Genomic DNA, 18503 nt, shown 5'->3' with positions numbered 1-18503 from the left:
GGTGTCCTGTAAACTCCCCCCGAAAGCTCCGGAACGATCCCTGCGAAAGCACATCGCCGGGGTTACTGAATTTCCTTTTTCAGCAGTGGTCACGCGGGAGCCAGCTTCTTCTCGACGCCACCGGCGCAGCGCGCGGTAGGTCCTTACAAGCGTTGCGCTCGGAGCCCATCAACGCGTGATTGTCTGGACGAAGGCGTGGTCGAAAACCCCCACAGAACGGCTTAGCCGGGGAGATCCGCCGGCGAAATTGCAAAAAGGGAGAGGACTTCAATAGTTCCTCGCCCTTTTTCGCTTAGCAAGCTCCCCCTACATCCTGTCCATTTGCTTTTCGGTATCAGCACGCAAATCCGCTTTATTCACCGATCGGTACCCGTTGGCGAAACCCTTCAGAATTTTGACTACCCACCAAATCACCGCAATTACGATGAAAGCCAGGATCGCATAGACGAGAAATTCCTGCATCGAGAAATTAATTGTCGGTCTCCTATCAGGTACAGCAATTACGACAAATTCACCGCAATGGTAAGGCGGCCAGTTATCTGATGCAGGACTGAGAAATCGTTCGTATCCAATCTGATACGTAGCGATCGGCACAAAACAACCAATGTCCTTTGATGCCTCGGTGGCCACCAGAATGGTCAAGCCTAAGACGTCGCGCGAGGGAGTCGAGGAGGTCCCCTGTCTACTCTCCCCCGAAAGCCCCGGAACGATCCCTGCGAAAGCACATCGCCGGGGTTACTGAAATCCTAGAAAGCTCTGTTCCTAAGGGCCGAGAGCCAGCTGCTTCTCGACGCCGCCGGCGCAGCGCGCGGTAGCGGCCGGGGTTTTAAACTCGGCCGCATGACGACTAAGGCTGGCGCTCCGCCGCTGCTCAAAGAGACCGGTCCGTGGCGGTTCCGTTTCCCGGAAGTCATCCTGCTGGTTGCGGCGTTGGCGTGGATGGTGGTTGAGGACGCGAACAGTGAAATCAGCGCCGGTTTTGGGTTTGCATTGTTTTTCGTCGCTCCGATGTTGCTGGGTGTCTTGCTGATGTGCATGGTGCTGGGCATTCCGCTGCAGCGCCAGCCGGTGAACAGGTTTTGGGGAGATGCCGCCTACATCGTGGTGGGCGTTCTTGCCGCCGTCATTCTGGCCAAAAGTGACAATCCGTACGGTGCGCTGCCGGCCATCATGCCGTACCTCGTCGCAGCCATAATCCTGACTGGTGTCTCCGCGGCGCTGCGGCGTGCGATCGCGCTCCTGGCGTGGAAGAGGAAGTGACGCGGAAGTTCGTATACTCGGCCGCATGATGGTAGGTGTCAGCGAACCGCCGCTGCTCAAAGACACGCGACCGTGGGGTTTTCGCATCCCCGAGTTTCTGCTGATCGCCATTTTGTGTGTCGCGTTTCCAGGCGTGGCGGTATTCGGCGGCCACGTTGTCGTCCCCCTGCTGGGGATGCTTGCCGCCGCGCTGCTCATCGGGCTTCCGCTGCAGAACCGCCGGGTGAACGATTTCATTGTTGACGCTGGCTACCTGGGCGTCGCGTACGTCGTCGGCCTGGTGCTGAGGCTGACCGGGTTTCCGTACGAGGATCAGTTTTGGCTCAACGCCACATTTGGTGCGGCATCCATTGTGCTGCAGGTTGTCGGGTGGTCGGCGCTGATCCGGCGGGCTCTGGGATACCGGCAGTGGAAGTCGGACACCGAATGACAAAACGCCCGCGCAATGAACACGTGAGCGCGGGCGTTTGTGCTGTAAAAATTCGAAACGCTTCCTAGCCATGGAGGGCTAGGGGCTTTTTGAAGCCTCCACAACACTACATACGCCGATGTGTTTCCGCATTGAGGAGGCTACCGGGCCGGACTTAACCGCCGAACTCGATGGCCGCGGCACCGCCGATGTGGCGGAGGTTGGACTTGGCCAGGTTGAACAGGCGGCCGACGCCGCCCTCGAGGAAGGCGGTGCGGGCGCCGGACTTGGTGAAGCCCTTCATCATGTCCCAGGTGATTCCCGGCGGCAGGGAGAGTGCCTCCGGGTCGGTGACAATGTCCACGAGCACCGGGCCGTCGTAGGCCAGGGCCTCCTTGAGCACCGGCTCGAGGTCGTCCGGGTCCTCGATGCGGAAGGACTTAATGCCCACGCCCTTGGCAATCTCGGCGTAGTTGGCCTGCTCGTGGTCGGTGCCGAAGTACGGCATGCCGGCCACCATCATCTCCAGCTTCACCATGCCCAGCGAGGAGTTGTTGAAGCAGATCACCTTCACCGGCAGCTGGTGCAGCTTGATGGTGAGCAGCTCGCCCATGAGCATGCCCAGCCCGCCGTCGCCGGACCAGGAGATGACCTGGCGGTCCGGGAACGCGGCCTGCACGCCGATCGCCATCGGCAGCGCATTCGCCATGGTGCCGTGAAGGAACGATGCGGCCTCGTCGCGCTTGCCGTTCGGGGTGAGGTAGCGCGAGGACCACACGTTGCACATGCCGGTGTCGACGGTGAAGTAGGCGTCGTCGTCCGCAAGCTTGTCCAGCACGGATGCGGCGAGCTCCGGGTGGATCGGCTTCTTGGACTCGAAGGCCTTGGAGGTGTAGCTCTTCACCACATGGTCCAGCAGCTGGTAGTGGCGCTTGAGCATTTTGTCCAGGAACTTGCGGTCGGACTTCTCCTCGATGTGCGGGAGGATGTTTTCGATGACGCTCTTGACGTCGCCGACGACCGGGTAGTCCACCTTGGTGCGGCGGCCGATGTGGGTGCCGTCGATGTCGATCTGGGCGACGTTCTCGTCCGGCAGCCAGTCGGTGTACGGGAAGTCGGTGCCCACCATGATGAACAGGTCGGACTCTTCCATCGCGTCCAGGCAGGCGCCGTAGCCGAGCAGGCCGGACATGCCGACGTCGTACGGGTTGTCGTACTCGAAGTACATCTTGCCGCGGAAGGAGTGGCCGATGGGGGACTTGATCTTCTCCGCCAGGGCGAAGACCTCGTCGCGTGCGTCGCGCGCGCCGTAGCCGCAGAACAGGGTGACCTTGTCGGCCTTGTTAATCGCCTCCACCAGGCGGGCAGCCTCGTGCGGGTCCGGGTAGACGCGCTTGTTGGCGCCGGTGGCGTACACGGAGTCCGCGGTGTGCGGGCCCTCGGCGGTGTCGGCGGCGAAGACGTCGCCAGGCACGATCATCACGGACACGCCGTTGCCGGCCAGGGTGTTCTGCAGGGCGTTGTGGAGCACGCGCATGCCCTGGTCTGCCTCGTGGACAACCTCGCAGTAGGAGGAGCACTCCTGGAAGAGCAGCTCCGGGTGGGTCTCCTGGAAGAAGGAGGAGCCGATTTCCATGGTGGGGATGTGGGACGCGATGGCCAGCACCTTCGCGCCGTTGCGGTGGGACTCAAACAGGCCCTGCACGAAGTGGGTGTTACCCGGGCCGCAAGAGGCGCCGCACACGGCGAGCTCATCGGCGGCGAGGGAATCGGCGCCCGCGGCGAAGGCGGCGGCCTCCTCGTTGCGCACGTGGACCCACTCGATGTCGCTTTGACGCACGGCGTCGGACAGCGGGTTGAGCGAATCGCCCACCAGGCCGTAAATGCGCTTAATGCCTTGATCCTCTAGGCGCTTGACTACTTGTTCTGCAAAGTTGGGCATTGTCTACCTAATTCTCCTTATAGGTGGTTTCATTCAACGTGCGCCATGGTAACGACATTTACGCAGGCGGGTCGGCGCGCTGTTGCAAAGCAGACAAGAACGCGGGGTCTGTGAAGTAGTCGGTGTGGTCGCCTCTCACACCCAGCACACGCTCGCCGCCCCACCCGATGTACGACGGCGACGAGCCGAGCGCCGCCGTCGGCCCGGAGCGCAGCAGCAGGATCGGGTCTTCGGGGGAATCCACCACGTGCACCGTCGCCTCCGGTCCGGCGAGCGTCAGCTTTGAGACGTGCTCGCCAGACACGCCAGCGCTGCCCAGGATCCACAGGTCGTCCGCGAGCAACCCGTGCTGGTGCGCCGCCTTGGTGGCCAAAAGCGTGCCGTAGCTGTGGGACACCACGGTCTTTTGCGCGTCAGGGAAGCGCTCCTCCAGCGCGGCTTGGAACATGGCGAGGTCGTCCGCGCCGGCGTGGGCGCGGTGGGGCGAGGCTGCGTCCGTGAGTAGCGGGGGAGGGGCGTAGCCCTGCCACACCACCACCGCGGCCCCGGTTTTCTCCGAGAGCATCCGGGCCTTTTCCAGCTCGCCCGGCAGCTGCGATGGTTTGCCGGTGGTCGCGCCTGCGACCATGGTGATCACGCGCGCCGGGTCCACCGCGTCGCCGACGAGCACCGTGCTCGCCGTCGGCCCGGCCTCCAGGAGAACGCCGCCGGCGTCCTCCACCGCGCGCAGCGTGGAGGCCGGCACCGTCTGCGCGTGCCGGGCGTGCAGGGATTCGAAGGACTCGTCCGGGTGGTCGAACAGCGGGTCGTAGTCCTGCTCTTTACCAGATGCGCCCAGCAGGGTCCGAGACAGCCTCAGGTCCAGCATCATGGACATGCCGTTGAGCCACAGCACGACGCGGGAATGGGAGTACATGCCGATGAACTGGGCGGCCTCGTCTAACTGCTGCTGCAGGGCGGCGGCGGCGACCAAAGCCACCGAGGCTTGCTCCAGCCGCTCGGCGCTTGCGCCTAGCGACGAGCCGTAGTCCGCAAACCTGGCCGCAGAGACCTCGAACGCGGGGCCGCGGAACCCGGAATCCGCAATCACAGCGGCTGAAAACGGCGCGTGTTCCGCGCGCTCTCGCGTACCCTCAGCGGCCAATCTGGTGGCGGCGGCCGCGGCGAACAATTCGGATGCGATCAGTGCTGGTTTGTATGTCATGGCGTGAGCTCCTTGCCGAATCGGGCATCTGCCTGCTCCACTTCGGACGCAAACGCGGCGACATCGTGGAGGTGGGTGTCAAGGCGGGACGTGGTGTCGTCGACAAGCAAATGCTCCGTGTCCTGCAACGTTGCGAGCGCGGATGCGGAGCGCGACGGGCTCAGGTGGGCGGTGGGAAGGGCGCCGAAGCTGCGGATGCAGCTGCGGGCGGCACGTGCGGTCTCTGTGGTCAGTTGAAGAAATGTCATGCAACGAACCATCCGCGAACGCAACAGCCGACGCAATACCCTGTTCCAAATCTGTGGATAACTCCCTTGAGGCGCACCTAGAGTTATCCACATGAAGATCGCGCTATTGCAATTCGCCTCCGGCAGCGACAAGATGGAAAATTTGGCCGCCATCGAACCGCTGGTCCGCGACGCCGCCGCCCAAGGCGCAACGCTGATCGTCCTGCCCGAGGCCGCCAGCCAGGCGTTCGGGCAGGGGCGGCTGGATACGCAGGCAGAAGAGCTGGACGGTCCGTTCGCCACAGGGCTCAAAAAGCTTAGTGACGAGCTCCGCGTCACCATCGTCGCCGGCATGTTCCGCCCCGCAGACACCAACACCGTGGACGGCAAGGAACTCAACCGCGTCTACAACACCGCGCTGATCACCGGCGGCGGGGTGCATAAGGGATACGACAAGATCCACACTTACGACGCCTTCAACTACAAGGAGTCGGACACAGTGCGCGCAGGTGGTGAGCTGGTCACGTTCGTCCACGACGGCGTGACGGTGGGGGTGGCCACCTGCTTTGACATCCGCTTCCCGGAGCAGTTCCAACAGCTTGCCCAACGCGGCGCAAAGGTGGTTGTGGTACCCACGAGCTGGGCGGACGGGCCGGGCAAGGTGGGGCAGTGGCACATCCTCACCGCCGCGCGTGCGCTGGACGCCGGGGTGTTCATCGCGGCGGCCGACCAGGCGCGCCCGGACTTCGAAGCCAAGGCCGGCGAGCCCTCAGGCCCCACGGGCGCGGGGCATTCGGTGGTGGTGGACCCGTTTGGCACACGCCTCGCGGAGGCCGGCTACGGCCCGGAAACCCTGGTGGTGGAGATCGACCCGACTGACGCAGACGAGGCACGCAAGCAGCTGCCGCTAGAGGCGATTAGGCAGCACAGCGCTATGCGCTAAACCACTCCGGCGCCGCATCGGGGGCGACGGTCTGCACGTCCCGCGCCCCGGCCACCTCCAGCGCCGCGGCCAGGCTCACCGCGCGCTCCTCATTCGCGCACACGATCACCTCGCGGCCCCACCACATCCCGGCGCCGGAAACCACCTGCTCCAGCGGCGCACCCACCCGCGACTGCGCAATCCACGCCACGTCCAGCCAGTCCTGCGCCTTGGCAAGTGCGTCCAGCGCCGCCGTGTCGTAGAACCCCTCCGGCCCGCTCGCACCGACCACGAGGTGCACCTCCGGCGGATCGGTCTGCTCCAAATAGTGGAAGACCAGCGCCTTCGCCGCCGCGAACCCACCCTCGGCGGCAACCAGGAGCAATTGCCTATCGACGTCCCCGCGTACCCCGCCCCGCGCCGCCCCCAACGTCAACCAGTCGCCCGGCTGCAACTGCATCTCGTCGGGAACGTGGAACTCCAGCTGCCCGAGCTGGTTGGACGGCAGCGCGGGGACCAGGCCGGTCCACTCGCCGGGGCGATTCGGCGACATCACCGGGATGACCTGTCCGGGGGCGTAGGGCACCGGCGTGCCGGCCTCCAGGCGCACGACCTGCACCCCGCCGCGGCGCTCCACGCTGGTCACCTGCGCGGCGGTGGCGGCAGGCACGCCAGCAACGTCCGCCTGTGAGGCGGCATTGCGCATGAGCTCCGCCGCCTGGATCAGTTCGGGCGCGTCGGCCCCGGCTTCGTCGATAAGCATGTGCACCGCATTGGGGTACTCCTCGGCCGGGAACCCTGTGCGGCGCAGGTCCAGCGCCAACGCCTTCAGATCGTCGCGGACCTTATCGGCGGGGCGCTCGAGCACGGCGAGGGCGGCGCGCATGAGGACTGGCGGCATCTCGTCGCCAGGAGGCAGCATCATTTCTGCTTGCGGGTACGCCTCGGAGAAGCGGGCGCGCCACGCGCGGCTGACCTGCGGGCCGTGGGTGCGCAGTATCTCGGCAAAGTGGGCGGAAGGCATGAAAACAGGTTACCTAGCGCCTGTGGGCTAAAGTTGCACCCGGCTTGAATGTGATAAGTGGATAGAAAAGAGGTGCTGTGGTGGAATTCACCCCGTATACGCTGCTCACGGACATCGGCTGGATTTCGGTCCTACTCATCGTCGGCAACATTTTGCGCAACCGGCTGAAGGTGCTGCAGGCGCTGCTGCTGCCTGCTCCGATCACCGCGGGACTGCTCGGCCTGCTGCTGGGCGACGAGATCCTGGGCGTGATCCACTGGTCCGACCAGGTGGGCACCTACACCACGCTCCTGATCGCGGTGGTGTTCGCGTCCATGGCCTACTCGATGGAGCTCGGCGGCTCCGTCGCCTCCGGCGCCCGCAACATGTGGGGCTACTCCACCGCCATGTTCATGGGCCAATGGGGCCTGTTCGTGCTGCTCGGCGTGTACCTGTTCGCGCCGGTGTTCGGCACTGAACCGTGGTTCGGCATGATGCTGCCGGTCGGCTTCGTCGGCGGCTTCGGCACCGCGGCGGCCGTGGGCTCCGCGCTCGAGGAGATCGGCGTGGAGGGCGCGTCCTCCATCGGCTTCACCTCCGCCACCGTGGGCACCCTGGTGGCCATCGTGGGTGGTGTGATCATGGCCAACTGGGGTATCCGCAAGGGCAAGGCCTCCCAGCTCGCCGGCACGCTTCCCGACGACCTGCGCACCGGCTACATCCACAACGAAGACGAGCGCCCCTCCATCGGCAAGGCCACCACCAACCCGTCGTCCATCGAGCCGCTGGCGCTGCACGCCGGCTTCATCGTCTTCACCGTGCTCATCGCCTACATGGTCAACAGCGTGATCAAGGGCCAGTGGCCGAACGTGTCCATCCCGCTGTTCGCCATGGCGTTCGTCATCGGGCTTATCGGCCGCCTGCTGCTCAAGCTCGCCGGCCGCCCGAACTACCTGGACAGCTCCACCATCAACTCTGTTTCCGGTGCGGCCACGGACTACATGATCGCCTTCGGCATCGCCTCCATCGTGCCCGCAGCGCTGGCCGGCTACTGGCAGGCGCTCGTGCTTATCTTCGTGCTGGGCACCCTGTTCTGCGTGGTGTGGATGTTCTGGGCCGGCCCGACCTTCTTCGGCGACAAGTGGCTCGAGCGCGGCCTGTTCGGCTGGGGCTGGGCCACCGCCGCAGTGGCCACCGGCATCGCGCTTTTGAAGATGGTGGACCCGAAGCTCAAGTCCGGCACGCTCAACGAGTACGGCGTGGCCTACGTCGGTTTCGCCCCGTTCGAAATCGGCACCACCATCATTGCGCCGATCGCGGTCATCGCGGGCTTTACCGCCGTCTTCGGCTGGATCGCCTTCGCCATCGCGGTCGGGGTGGTCGTGCTTGCTTACGCGATGAAGTGGATACCGGTCGCGAGATCGTCGTAAAGCTTGGTGCTTAGAACGGCCGGCGGCGCAAAGCGGCAGGGATATACTGCTGGCCGGCTAACCAAGACGCTGCCGCAGGATTCATCGAGTTCATTAGGCGGAGACAGACTTTGTGGTACCGCATGAGCTCGGTTGGCTCCAAAAGCGGTTCCAAGTGGCTCGCTCGATTGCGGGCGAATCGCACGGTGCTCGCCCACTTATAGATCACGGCGTGGCTCGCATGTTGGAACGAAGATCCCTGCTTAGGGGCAAATGCCGAACTGAGAGCCTCGTTCCAAATCCTCATCCTGGGGTTCTGGGAGGAAGTTACTTCGGGGCGTGGCAGAAGGAACAACCAGGATCCGAACGGCAGGGCTGCCACAAGATCGTCATGCGTTGGGTTGGGCTTTGTTGGGTTGCCGTCTTCGCCCAGAAGGGCGGGTTCAGCCTTCTTCCACATGGGTGGCCGGTTGGCGGGCGAGATAATCTGCCGGAGCCGCGGCGCAGGATCTTTAAGCCATCCGCGGGGATACGGTTCTGATCGACCGGGCTCGTTTACGGGCTCGTTCTCGTTCCACCCTTGAAGTAGAGCGTCGATACTGTTGCGCAGCTGCACCTCGACCATTCCGGTGGTCGCAGCGACGGCACCGGCCGCCCCAATATTCCATAAATAGATTTCAAGTGCCTTCGCGTCGGAGCCCCCAGCGACGGTCCGGTATGTATCGAAGCGGGCGTCCGACAAGGCTTTGGTGATAGCCAAGGTGGTTTGCGTTTGCACGAACTCATATTTACACTGGCAACTACAAGACGGGTTAAAATCCGGTATCAATAAGAATCCCCGCTAGGTTTCGCGCCTAGCGGGTTTCTTTGTTGAAGGGGGTATCCCCCGCGTGTGATCTGGTGCGATGCTACTTTGAGCCAACCCCGCGCACCTTTTTTGCCGTTGACAGGAACAGACTCAACTTCTTGTGCGTTACACCTAGTGCGAAACAAACATTAGGCAAGAAAGGACCATGGAATCATGGCGAATAAATACACGCAGAAGACACAGGAGGCCCTGCAGCAGGCGCAGATGCGCGCCTCTGCCGCCGGCAACCCGGAGATGCGCCCGGCGCACGTGCTGGAAGCGCTTTTGAAGCAGGAGGACGGCATCGCCGCCCCGGTGCTCAAGGCCACGGGCGTGGACCCAGACACCGTCGCGCGCGAGGCCAGCGAGCTGATTAGCACCTACCCCAGCGCGCAGGGGCAGAACATGGCCAACCCGGGCATCAACCGGGACCTGCAGACGGCACTGCAACACGCGCAGGATCTCGCGGGCGAGCTTGGCGACGAGTTCGTGTCCGCCGACGTCCTTTTGGCCAGCATCGCAAAGGGAGGCGACGACGCCGCTGAGCTGCTGACGAAGCGCGGCGCCACCTTCGAGGCGCTCAAGGAAGCCTTCTCCTCGGTGCGCGGCGGCAAGACCGTCACCTCGGACAATCCAGAAGATCAGTTCCAGGCGCTGCAGAAGTACTCCACGGACCTGACCGCGCGTGCGCGCGAGGGCAAGATCGACCCGGTGATCGGGCGCGATTCGGAGATCCGCCGCGTGGTGCAGGTGCTTTCCCGTCGCACGAAGAACAACCCGGTGCTCATCGGTGAGCCGGGCGTCGGTAAGACTGCGATTGTGGAGGGCCTGGCCCGCCGCATCGTGGCTGGCGACGTGCCGGAATCGCTCAAGGGCAAGACGCTGATCTCGCTGGATCTGGGCTCCATGGTCGCGGGCGCGAAGTACCGGGGCGAGTTCGAGGAACGTCTCAAGGCTGTGCTGGACGAGATCAAGGAGTCCAACGGGCAGATCATCACCTTTATCGACGAGCTGCACACCATCGTTGGCGCCGGTGCCTCCGGGGACTCCGCGATGGACGCCGGCAACATGATCAAGCCGCTGCTCGCCCGCGGTGAGCTGCGCCTGGTCGGCGCGACCACGCTGGACGAGTACCGCCAGTACATCGAGAAGGACGCCGCCCTGGAGCGCCGCTTCCAGCAGGTCTACGTGGGCGAGCCGACGGTGGAGGACACCATCGGCATCCTGCGCGGCCTGAAGGAGCGCTACGAGGTGCACCACGGCGTGCGCATCCAGGATTCGGCGCTGGTGTCGGCGGCGGAGCTGTCCAACCGCTACATCACCAACCGCTTCCTGCCGGACAAGGCCATCGACCTGGTCGACGAGGCCGGCTCGCGCCTGCGCATGCAGATCGACTCCTCCCCGCAGGAGATCGACGAGCTCGAGCGCATCGTGCGCCGCCTGGAGATCGAGGAGATCGCCCTGCAGAAGGAGTCCGACGCCGCCTCCGCGCAGCGCCTGGAGCACCTGCGCGAAGAGCTCGCGGACCAGCGTGAGCGCCTCGGCGAGATGAAGGCGCGCTGGGAGAACGAGAAGGCGGAGGTGAACAAGGTCCAGTCCGCGAAGGAGGAGCTCGAGCGCCTGCGCAACGAGTCCGAGATCGCGGAGCGCGAGGGCGACTACGCCAAGGTCTCCGAGCTGCGCTACGGCCGCATCCCGGAGCTCGAGGCAGAGGTAGCCAAGGTGGAATCCGAGGCCAGCAACAAGACCATGCTGGAAGAGGAGGTCACCCCGGACATCATCGCGGACGTCGTATCCTCCTGGACCGGTATCCCGGCGGGCAAGATGATGCAGGGCGAGACCGAGAAGCTGCTGAACATGGAGTCCGTGCTCGGCGAGCGCGTCGTGGGCCAGAAGGAAGCCGTGGTCGCGGTCTCCGATGCGGTGCGCCGCTCCCGCGCGGGCGTGGCGGATCCGAACCGCCCGATCGGTTCCTTCCTCTTCCTCGGACCCACCGGCGTGGGTAAGACGGAGCTGGCGAAGTCGTTGTCGGAGTTCCTCTTCGACGACGAGTCGGCCATGATCCGCATCGACATGTCCGAGTACGGCGAGAAGCACTCCGTCGCCCGCCTGGTCGGTGCTCCTCCGGGATACGTCGGCTTCGACGCCGGCGGCCAGCTCACCGAGGCCGTGCGCCGTCGTCCGTACTCGCTGGTGCTTTTCGACGAGGTCGAGAAGGCGCACCCGGATGTCTTCGACGTGCTTCTGCAGGTTCTGGATGAAGGTCGCCTCACCGACGGCCAGGGTAGGACGGTGGATTTCCGCAACACCGTGGTCATCCTCACCTCCAACCTGGGCGCCGGTGGCAACCGCGAGCAGATCATGGACGCGGTGAAGCACCACTTCAAGCCGGAGTTCATCAACCGCCTCGACGACGTGGTGGTCTTCGACCCGCTGAGCCAGGACCAGCTCGTCGGCATCGTGGACATCCAGCTCGACGGCCTGGCTGAGCGCCTCGCCGCCCGTCGCCTGACCCTCGACGTGTCGGATTCCGCGAAGTCCTGGTTGGCCGAGCGCGGCTACGACCCGGCCTACGGCGCCCGCCCGCTGCGCCGCCTAATCCAGCAGGCCATCGGCGACCGCCTGGCCAAGAAGCTGCTGGCGGGTGAGATCGTCGACGGCGACACGGTCCACGTGGACGTCGCCGACGGTGGCGAGGGCCTGGACGTCACCGCGAGGTAGATAATGGGTGCATGACCCAACTCGTGCATACCCCGGAAGCGCTGGCTAACGCGCTTCCGGACGGCCCCGTCTCACTCGTCCCCACCATGGGCGCGCTGCATAGCGGCCACCTCGCTCTCGTCCGCACCGCCAAGGCGTTGGGCAACCCCGTGGTGGTGAGCATCTTCGTCAACCCGCTGCAGTTCGCGCCGGGAGAGGATTTGGAGAAATATCCGCGGACGTTGGCTGAGGACGTCGAAAAGCTTGAAGCCCTCGGCGTCGACGCCGTCTTCGCGCCGTCGCCGGAGACGATGTACCCGCACGGACCGCGCACCACGATCCAGCCCGGCCCGCTCGGCGCGGTGCTGGAGGGCGCGACGAGGCCGACGCATTTCGCGGGCGTGCTCACGGTGGTGGCGAAGCTGTTCGCGCTGACCGGCGCAGCGGACGCGTTCTTCGGCGAGAAAGACTACCAGCAGCTCGCGCTGATCCGGCAAATGGTGGATGACCTGCACCTTCCCGTGCGCATCCACGGCTGCCCGATCGTGCGCGACACCGACGGCCTCGCGCTGTCCTCGCGCAACCGCTACCTCTCCGCCGAGGAGCGCGAGATTGCCCTTGCCATCCCGCGGGCGCTGGCCACCGGCAGCCTCGCCGAAGCGCGCTCGCTTCTCGACGCCACCAAAGGCCTCCACCTCGACTACCTCGTCGCCACCGCCCCCGACATGTCAGATCTGCCGGAGGGGTACACGGGTCCGGCGCGTCTGCTCGTGGCGGCGAAGGTCGGCGCGACCCGTCTGCTGGACAACGCCCCGATCGAGCTCTAGCGCTGCAAGCGACCCGCGCCCTCCTAGAACGTGTGCTCGTCGGCCGGGAACTCCCCGGTGTGCACGGCGCGCTTGTAGTCCGCGGCCGCGGCGGCCAGGTCCGCGCCGACGGTTCCGAAACGGCGCACGAATTTCGCGCGGTGGTCGCCGGCGGGCATGTCCGCCATGTCGTGCCAGACCAGCACCTGGGCGTCGGTGCCTGCACCCGCGCCGATGCCGACGGTCGGGACCGGGCACGAGGCGGTAAGTTCCGCCGCCAAATCCGCGGGCACCATTTCGAAGACCACCATGTCGGCGCCGGCTTGGACGACTGCGTGGACGTCGTCACGCAATTGCTCCGCTCCAGCGTCGCGGCCTTGGACCTTGAACCCGCTCAAGTTGTCCACGGACTGCGGGGTGAACCCCACGTGGGCGCATACCGCAAGACCTGCGTTTTTCAGCGCCCGGATGCGCGGGGCGATCCGCACGCCGCCCTCCAGCTTCACCATGTGGGCGCCGGTGCGGCGCACCAGGTCGGTGGCGGTGCGGACGCATTGCTCGTCGCTCGCCTCGTAGCTCCCGAACGGCAGGTCCATGATCACCAGCGCATTCCCGGCGCCGCGCACGACGGCCGCGCCGAGGAACGCCATCTCGTCCACGGAGACCTGGCTGGTGGTGTCGTAGCCGTAAACCACGTTGGCCGCGGAGTCGCCGACCAGGAGACACTCGATGCCGGCCTGCGCGAACACGCGGGCGGTGGCGTAGTCGTACGCGGTGAGCATCGCCCACTTCTCGCCGTCAGACTTTCTGCGCGCGAAGTCCGCGACGCGCATTTTCTTGGTGGGGGCTAAGTATCCAGTCACGCATGCAGTCTAGGCCAGCAGCAACCGTAAAAATCCCAAATCGGCGGCGGAAGGGTTTAGACTGCCGTGCATGCAGGCAACCACCACGATCCTCACCCGCGTTGCAATCCCGGGCGTTGAGAGCGAGCAGCTGCAGGCGCACCAGATTGGGCCGAATCATTTTGTGGTGGCGAGCGTGCCGTTCGTGGATACGACGCTAGCGATGGGCGACATCGTGGAGTGCGTGACGGTGGGCGGCGCGTTCCACGTGGATCGCGTTGTGGTGCGCGGCGGCGCGTCGACGGTGCGCGTGCTGCCGGAGGATCCAGAGGGGCTGGACCCGGACGAGATCGCCGGCACCCTGCTGGCGTTCGGGTGCCGGGTGGAGCTCGGGCCGGGCGGCATGCTCGCAGCCAGCATCGGCGCGGATTGCCCGCGCGAGGGGATCACCGAGTGGCTCAGCGGGCTAGAGGAGCAGGGCACAATCCAGCTCGCTCCCGGGTACATGGCGTAAAACACCGTTACACTTGCGGCCATGAGCGTCTTTGTCTCCGCCGCTGAACTCAACGAGCGAATCCAGACTGGCCAGAAGCAGACCATCATCGCCGCGCTGTGGGAGCCGAAAGCAGGCAAAGCGTGGTCCAAATTCCAATCTGAGCACATCCCGACGGCGCTGTACTGCGACCCGTCGGTGCAGCTCGCCGGCTTGCCCGGCCGCGCGGTGGGCCGCAACCCGCTGCCCAGCATCGACGTGGTGCGTAAAGCCGCCGCGAGCTGGGGCATTGAGGACGGCCGCCCGGTGTACATTTACGACGGAGGCAACGGACTGTTCGCCGCCCGCGCGTGGTGGATCCTGCGCTGGGCCGGGGTCACGGACGTGCACATCCTCGACGGCGGCTTCGCTACCTGGGACGGCGGAGGCTTCCCCACAGTCGCGGGCCCGGGCGGCATCGTCGTCCCGCGCGACGTCAAACTCACCGAGGGCAGCTTGCCGTCCGCAACCATGGAGGACGTCAGGGCATTTGAGGGATTGCTTATCGACGCCAGAGGTGCCCGCCGTTTCCAGGGCCTCCGCGAGATCCTGGATTTGCGCGCCGGGCACATCCCGGGTGCCCGGAACCTGCCGGTGAACGACCTGTTCGACCCGGAGACCCACAAGGTGAAGGGCACCGATGAGATCCGCGACCGCTTCTCCGAGCTGGGGGTTACCCAGAACACGGACCCGGCCAGCGTGATCACCTACTCCGGATCCGGCAACCACTCAGCCCTGCTGCTGGCCGCGATGGAGCAGGCCGGCCTGCCGCTGCTGACGCACTACGTGGGCGGATGGTCCCAGTGGAGCGGCAACCGCGACAACCCGGTGGCGACGGACATTTAGTGTCGGGCCGCGCGGTAGCATAGGCCGCGATGGTCATCCTGCTGTTCGTTCTCGCACTCGCGGCGCTGCTTGCCGCCGTGGCGCTGTTCGCATCGGATGCCCGCGAGGGCAGCGCACAACCCGAAAAGCCCGCTAAACCGGCCAAGCCCAGCAAGCGCGCCCGCCGCGCCTGGGCCCGCGAGCACGGCTACGCGTTCGCGTCCAGGGACGACATGCTGGCAGGTGAGTGGTCGCGCGGCGCCGCCGCCGGGGGAGCCTCGGCCCGAAACGTTGCCACAGGCAGTGCCTACGGGCACGACGCGCACGTGGCTGACCTGGGAGAGGCCACCGTCATCGCCATGGGCACCGGCGCGGAAACCAGCGCGGTGGTGGATTTCCGCCGCACGGATTTCGCGGCGGAAGGCTCCGATGACCTGGTGGAGCTGGACACGCACCACGGGTTCACGTGTTTTGCTACGCAGGCGGGGGCGGGCCGGAGGTTCGTCGATAGGCGAGTGCTCACCGCGCTCGAACAACTGCCCGCCGCAGTGCAGGCCGTTTGGTTCGAGGGCGCGTGGGCGATTGCGCAGCTGGGCCGCGACGCCACCCCGCAGGACTGGGACGCCACCCTTGCGCCCCTGGCGTTGCTCGCGGACGCGGCCCGGACGCTCCCGCCTCTCGACGATGCTCCGCTCACCCTCCCATTCCCCACCCGCGACATCCCGGGCCAGGCCCCCGCGGCCGAACCTGAGGTAGACGACGAGCCGGTGATGCAGCGCCCCGAAGACCCCGTGGAGCTGCCCACCCGCACCACCGGCGGCGAGCGCGGCGAGGTGGCCGACCACACCATCGGCGGCGACGACGTGGAAACCATCGCCGGCGACGAGCGCCGCGTGGTGGACCTGACCCGGGTGCGCCGCATGCAGGGCCCGAGCTCAATTTTCGACGACAAGGAGTAAAACGATGAAGGAAAAACTCGCTGAGCTGGTCAAAGAGCTGGCAGTGGTGCACGGCAAAGTGACCCTGTCTTCGGGTAAGGAGGCGGACTACTACGTGGATCTGCGCCGCGCGACGCTGCACCACGAGGCCAGCCCGCTGATCGGCAAACTGCTGCGCGAGCTCACCGACGACCTGGACTTCGACGCCGTCGGCGGCCTCACCCTGGGCGCCGACCCCGTCGCCACCGCCGTCATGCACGCCCCCGGCCGCCCGATCGATTCCTTTGTGGTGCGCAAGGAGGCCAAGAAGCACGGCATGCAGCGCCGCATCGAGGGCCCGTCCATCAAGGGCAAGCGCGTGCTGGTGGTCGAGGACACCACCACCACGGGCAACTCGCCGCTCACCGCCGTCGAAGCCTGCCGTGAGGAGGGCGCCGAGGTGGTCGCCGTGGCCACCGTCGTCGACCGCGCGACCGGCGCCGATAAGGTGCTCCGCGATGCCGGCCTGGAGTACCGCTTCCTCCTCGGACTCGAAGACCTCGGCCTTGCCTAATTCGCCTGAAGACGAGCTCCGCGGCCCCACCGAATGGAACGAAGGCCGCCACGGCGTCGGCCCCTGGGAAGGTGAGTGGCCCGACGACCCCCGCCTGGACCCGGAGTTTCTCCGCGACGGTGACCGCCGCAACGTCGTCGACGCGTACCGCTACTGGTCGCTGGATGCGGTCGTGGCCGACCTGGACCAGCGCCGGCACCCGTTCCACGTGGCCATCGAGAACTTCGAAAACGACATGAACATCGGCACCGTCGTGCGCACCGCCAACGCCTTTCTGGCCCGCGAGGTGCACATTGTCGGACGGAAGCGGTGGAACCGGCGCGGCGCGATGGTCACGGACCGCTACCAGCACATCCGCCACCACGAAACGGTTGCCGACCTCATGGAATGGGCCGCCGCGGAGGGCATCCCGGTGGTCGCCATCGACAACACCCCCGGCTCCGTGCCGCTGGAGACCGCCGAGCTGCCCCGCGAGTGCGTCCTGCTGTTCGGTCAGGAAGGCCCCGGCGTGACCGAAGCAGCCCAGGAGGCGTCGGTGATGACCTGCTCGATCGCCCAGTTCGGATCCACCCGCTCCATCAACGCTGGCGTCGCGGCCGGCATCGCGATGCACGCCTGGATCCGCCTGCACGCGGACCTCTCCCAGGCGTGGTAACCATCCCGCCCAGGTTTCGCAAAACTTTACATGCGTCAGAACTTATAATCTTCTGACCTGCACGTTTAAAGTTGAACGACCGTATCAATTGTCAACTTTTGCACGTTTCGTTTAGGAGGCTAGGCCCAAAACCCGCCGCCACCCCCACAACCCGCCGGAACCGGTGAAACGAATCCGGCCACTCTGGCAATATAGGTACGAACCGTTTGAACTTGAGGAGTCCCCCTGTGCCGGAAACGTGGGCGCACCGCGCCGACCTGGCTGAATCTGCCGTAAATGAACGCCACGCGCAAAAGCTTTGGGGCCTGCCCAAGACGAACCTGGCGGTGGTGGCGTGGCCGCCGGGCCCCAAGGACCGCCTGTTTTGGCACTGGCACTACTGGTGGCAGGCCCAGTACCTGGACTGCCAGGTCGACGCCGCCACCCGCCGTGAGACCAAATCGCGCCGCCGCCGGATCGCGGACACGCTGCGCGGGGTGCAGCGCCGCAACCGCGGCAAGCTGCTGACCAACGTCCACTACGACGACAAGGCGTGGCTGGCGCTGGCGTGGAACCGCGCGACCCGCATCGGCGGGATCAAGCGCAACCGCCACCTGGACGACCTGGAGTTTGACCTGCTCGCGGGCATCGACCCGGTGACGGGCGTGCTGCCGTGGCGAAGCGGCGAGACGTTCTACAACGTGCCGTCGAACGCCACCGCGGCGCTGCTGTTCGCCCGCACCGGCCGCCTAGACAAGGCGCGCGAGATTGTGGACTGGATCTTCGACAACCTGGTGCGTGAGGACGGCCTGCTTGACGACGGCATCCGGATGCGCATGAGCGGACCGGAGGTCGTCGATAAGGTGTACACCTACAACCAGGGCACCGCGCTCGGAGCCAGCCTCGAGATCGCGCTCGCGCTGCGTGAGGACGTCGGCCTGGCGCACGACGAGCAGATCGATTCCTTCGTTTACTCGGAGCGCGCGGACGCGTCGATGTTCTACATCACCCACATCCGCGCGATTGTGCAGGCGATTGCGCTGCACCTGGCCACCCCGCAGGGCGTGCTGCTGAGCCCGCCGGAGGAGTCTGGGGAGGGCGACGGCGGCCTGTTCAAGGGAATTCTCGCGCGCTACCTGGCCGAGGTTGCCATGCGGCTGCCGGAGGATTCGAAGGAGAACGTCGCCACCCGCAAGATCGCGGCGCGGCTGGTCATGCAGTCGGCGGAGTCGCTGTGGTCGCACCGCCTGGAGGTCGACGGTTTGCCGGTGTTCGCCGCGGAGTGGACCCAGGATGCGAAGTTGCCGCACAACTACGGGCTCGGGCCGTCGTCTATAAGCGAGGCGGTGGGGCTCGTGCGTATCGACGAGCGCGACCTGTCCGTCCAACTTTCCGGCTGGATGCTGCTGGAGGCGGCGGCGAGGGTGGCTGCAGCGCAGGCGTAAAACGG

Annotated in this window: 18 protein-coding genes; 12 read left to right on the top strand and 6 right to left on the bottom strand. The window is 65.8% G+C overall.

Annotation, left to right across the window (positions count from 1 at the left end):
- Positions 1 to 306: 306 nt before the first annotated feature.
- A complete protein-coding gene (locus H0193_RS07000) occupies positions 307 to 642 on the bottom strand; it encodes a hypothetical protein (protein WP_181889167.1) in 336 nt (111 codons plus the stop codon).
- 198 nt (positions 643 to 840) lie between these two features.
- On the opposite strand from H0193_RS07000, the gene H0193_RS06995 reads away from it, so the two are divergent.
- Positions 841 to 1260: a hypothetical protein gene (locus H0193_RS06995; protein WP_181889166.1), complete on the top strand. Its 420-nt coding sequence runs from the start codon at positions 841 to 843 to the stop codon at positions 1258 to 1260.
- A 25-nt stretch (positions 1261 to 1285) separates the two neighbouring features.
- Positions 1286 to 1690: a hypothetical protein gene (locus tag H0193_RS06990; RefSeq protein WP_181889165.1), complete on the top strand. Its 405-nt coding sequence runs from the start codon at positions 1286 to 1288 to the stop codon at positions 1688 to 1690.
- A 154-nt stretch (positions 1691 to 1844) separates the two neighbouring features.
- Here H0193_RS06990 and H0193_RS06985 read toward each other — a convergent pair whose 3' ends face one another.
- The 3 genes from H0193_RS06985 to H0193_RS06975 are packed head-to-tail and all read right to left on the bottom strand — an operon-like array spanning position 1845 to position 5063.
- Complete coding sequence (locus H0193_RS06985; protein WP_181889164.1) at positions 1845 to 3611, bottom strand: pyruvate dehydrogenase; 1767 nt, start codon at positions 3609 to 3611, stop codon at positions 1845 to 1847.
- Between the two features lie 58 nt (positions 3612 to 3669).
- The gene (locus H0193_RS06980) at positions 3670 to 4815 is read right to left on the bottom strand and encodes an alpha/beta hydrolase (protein WP_181889163.1); all 1146 of its coding nucleotides are present in this window, start codon (positions 4813 to 4815) and stop codon (positions 3670 to 3672) included.
- On the bottom strand, positions 4812 to 5063 hold the full coding sequence (locus tag H0193_RS06975; RefSeq protein ID WP_181889162.1) for a hypothetical protein: 252 nt from the start codon (positions 5061 to 5063) through the stop codon (positions 4812 to 4814). The genes H0193_RS06980 and H0193_RS06975 overlap by 4 nt, the downstream gene beginning before the upstream one ends.
- Before the next feature lie 91 nt (positions 5064 to 5154).
- Here H0193_RS06975 and H0193_RS06970 point away from each other — a divergent pair, with 91 nt between their 5' ends.
- Entirely contained in the window at positions 5155 to 5985 is an 831-nt protein-coding gene (locus tag H0193_RS06970) for a carbon-nitrogen hydrolase family protein (protein WP_181889161.1), read from the top strand.
- On the opposite strand, the gene H0193_RS06965 is transcribed toward H0193_RS06970, so the two are convergent.
- Positions 5975 to 6988, bottom strand: a complete 1014-nt coding sequence (locus H0193_RS06965; RefSeq protein WP_181889160.1) for a ferredoxin reductase domain-containing protein — start codon at positions 6986 to 6988, stop codon at positions 5975 to 5977. The genes H0193_RS06970 and H0193_RS06965 overlap by 11 nt on opposite strands.
- Positions 6989 to 7068: 80 nt before the next feature.
- Here H0193_RS06965 and H0193_RS06960 point away from each other — a divergent pair, with 80 nt between their 5' ends.
- The 3 genes from H0193_RS06960 (at position 7069) to panC (ending at position 12750) form a co-directional block, all read left to right on the top strand.
- Positions 7069 to 8397: a sodium/glutamate symporter family protein gene (locus H0193_RS06960; RefSeq protein ID WP_181889648.1), complete on the top strand. Its 1329-nt coding sequence runs from the start codon at positions 7069 to 7071 to the stop codon at positions 8395 to 8397.
- Positions 8398 to 9397: 1000 nt separating this feature from the next.
- Entirely contained in the window at positions 9398 to 11944 is a 2547-nt protein-coding gene (gene clpB, locus H0193_RS06955) for an ATP-dependent chaperone ClpB (protein ID WP_181889159.1), read from the top strand.
- Between the two features lie 11 nt (positions 11945 to 11955).
- On the top strand, positions 11956 to 12750 hold the full coding sequence (panC, locus tag H0193_RS06950) for a pantoate--beta-alanine ligase (RefSeq protein ID WP_181889158.1): 795 nt from the start codon (positions 11956 to 11958) through the stop codon (positions 12748 to 12750).
- A gap of 23 nt (positions 12751 to 12773) precedes the next feature.
- Here the strand turns inward: panC and panB are convergent, their stop codons facing one another.
- Positions 12774 to 13592, bottom strand: coding sequence for a 3-methyl-2-oxobutanoate hydroxymethyltransferase (panB, locus tag H0193_RS06945; RefSeq protein WP_269951842.1), 819 nt, complete (start codon positions 13590 to 13592; stop codon positions 12774 to 12776).
- Between the two features lie 70 nt (positions 13593 to 13662).
- Between panB and H0193_RS06940 the strand changes: the two genes are divergently transcribed.
- The 6 genes from H0193_RS06940 (at position 13663) to H0193_RS06915 (ending at position 18498) form a co-directional block, all read left to right on the top strand.
- Positions 13663 to 14085 (top strand): DUF4265 domain-containing protein, encoded by a 423-nt coding sequence (locus H0193_RS06940; RefSeq protein ID WP_181889157.1) that lies wholly within the window; start codon positions 13663 to 13665, stop codon positions 14083 to 14085.
- A 21-nt stretch (positions 14086 to 14106) separates the two neighbouring features.
- Entirely contained in the window at positions 14107 to 14949 is an 843-nt protein-coding gene (locus H0193_RS06935) for a sulfurtransferase (protein ID WP_181889156.1), read from the top strand.
- A 29-nt stretch (positions 14950 to 14978) separates the two neighbouring features.
- A complete protein-coding gene (locus tag H0193_RS06930; protein ID WP_181889155.1) occupies positions 14979 to 15887 on the top strand; it encodes a type III secretion system chaperone family protein in 909 nt (302 codons plus the stop codon).
- A gap of 4 nt (positions 15888 to 15891) precedes the next feature.
- A complete protein-coding gene (pyrE, locus tag H0193_RS06925) occupies positions 15892 to 16419 on the top strand; it encodes an orotate phosphoribosyltransferase (protein ID WP_181889154.1) in 528 nt (175 codons plus the stop codon).
- Positions 16364 to 17074: a TrmH family RNA methyltransferase gene (locus tag H0193_RS06920; RefSeq protein ID WP_181889153.1), complete on the top strand. Its 711-nt coding sequence runs from the start codon at positions 16364 to 16366 to the stop codon at positions 17072 to 17074. Before pyrE ends, H0193_RS06920 begins: the two co-directional genes overlap by 56 nt.
- A gap of 227 nt (positions 17075 to 17301) precedes the next feature.
- Entirely contained in the window at positions 17302 to 18498 is a 1197-nt protein-coding gene (locus H0193_RS06915) for a glycoside hydrolase family 76 protein (RefSeq protein ID WP_181889152.1), read from the top strand.
- Positions 18499 to 18503: the final 5 nt, after the last annotated feature.

The organism is Corynebacterium haematomassiliense, assembly GCF_013978595.1.
In the GTDB taxonomy this organism is placed as follows: Bacteria; Actinomycetota; Actinomycetes; order Mycobacteriales; family Mycobacteriaceae; genus Corynebacterium; species Corynebacterium lehmanniae.
This window is presented reverse-complemented; position numbering and strand designations above follow the sequence as displayed.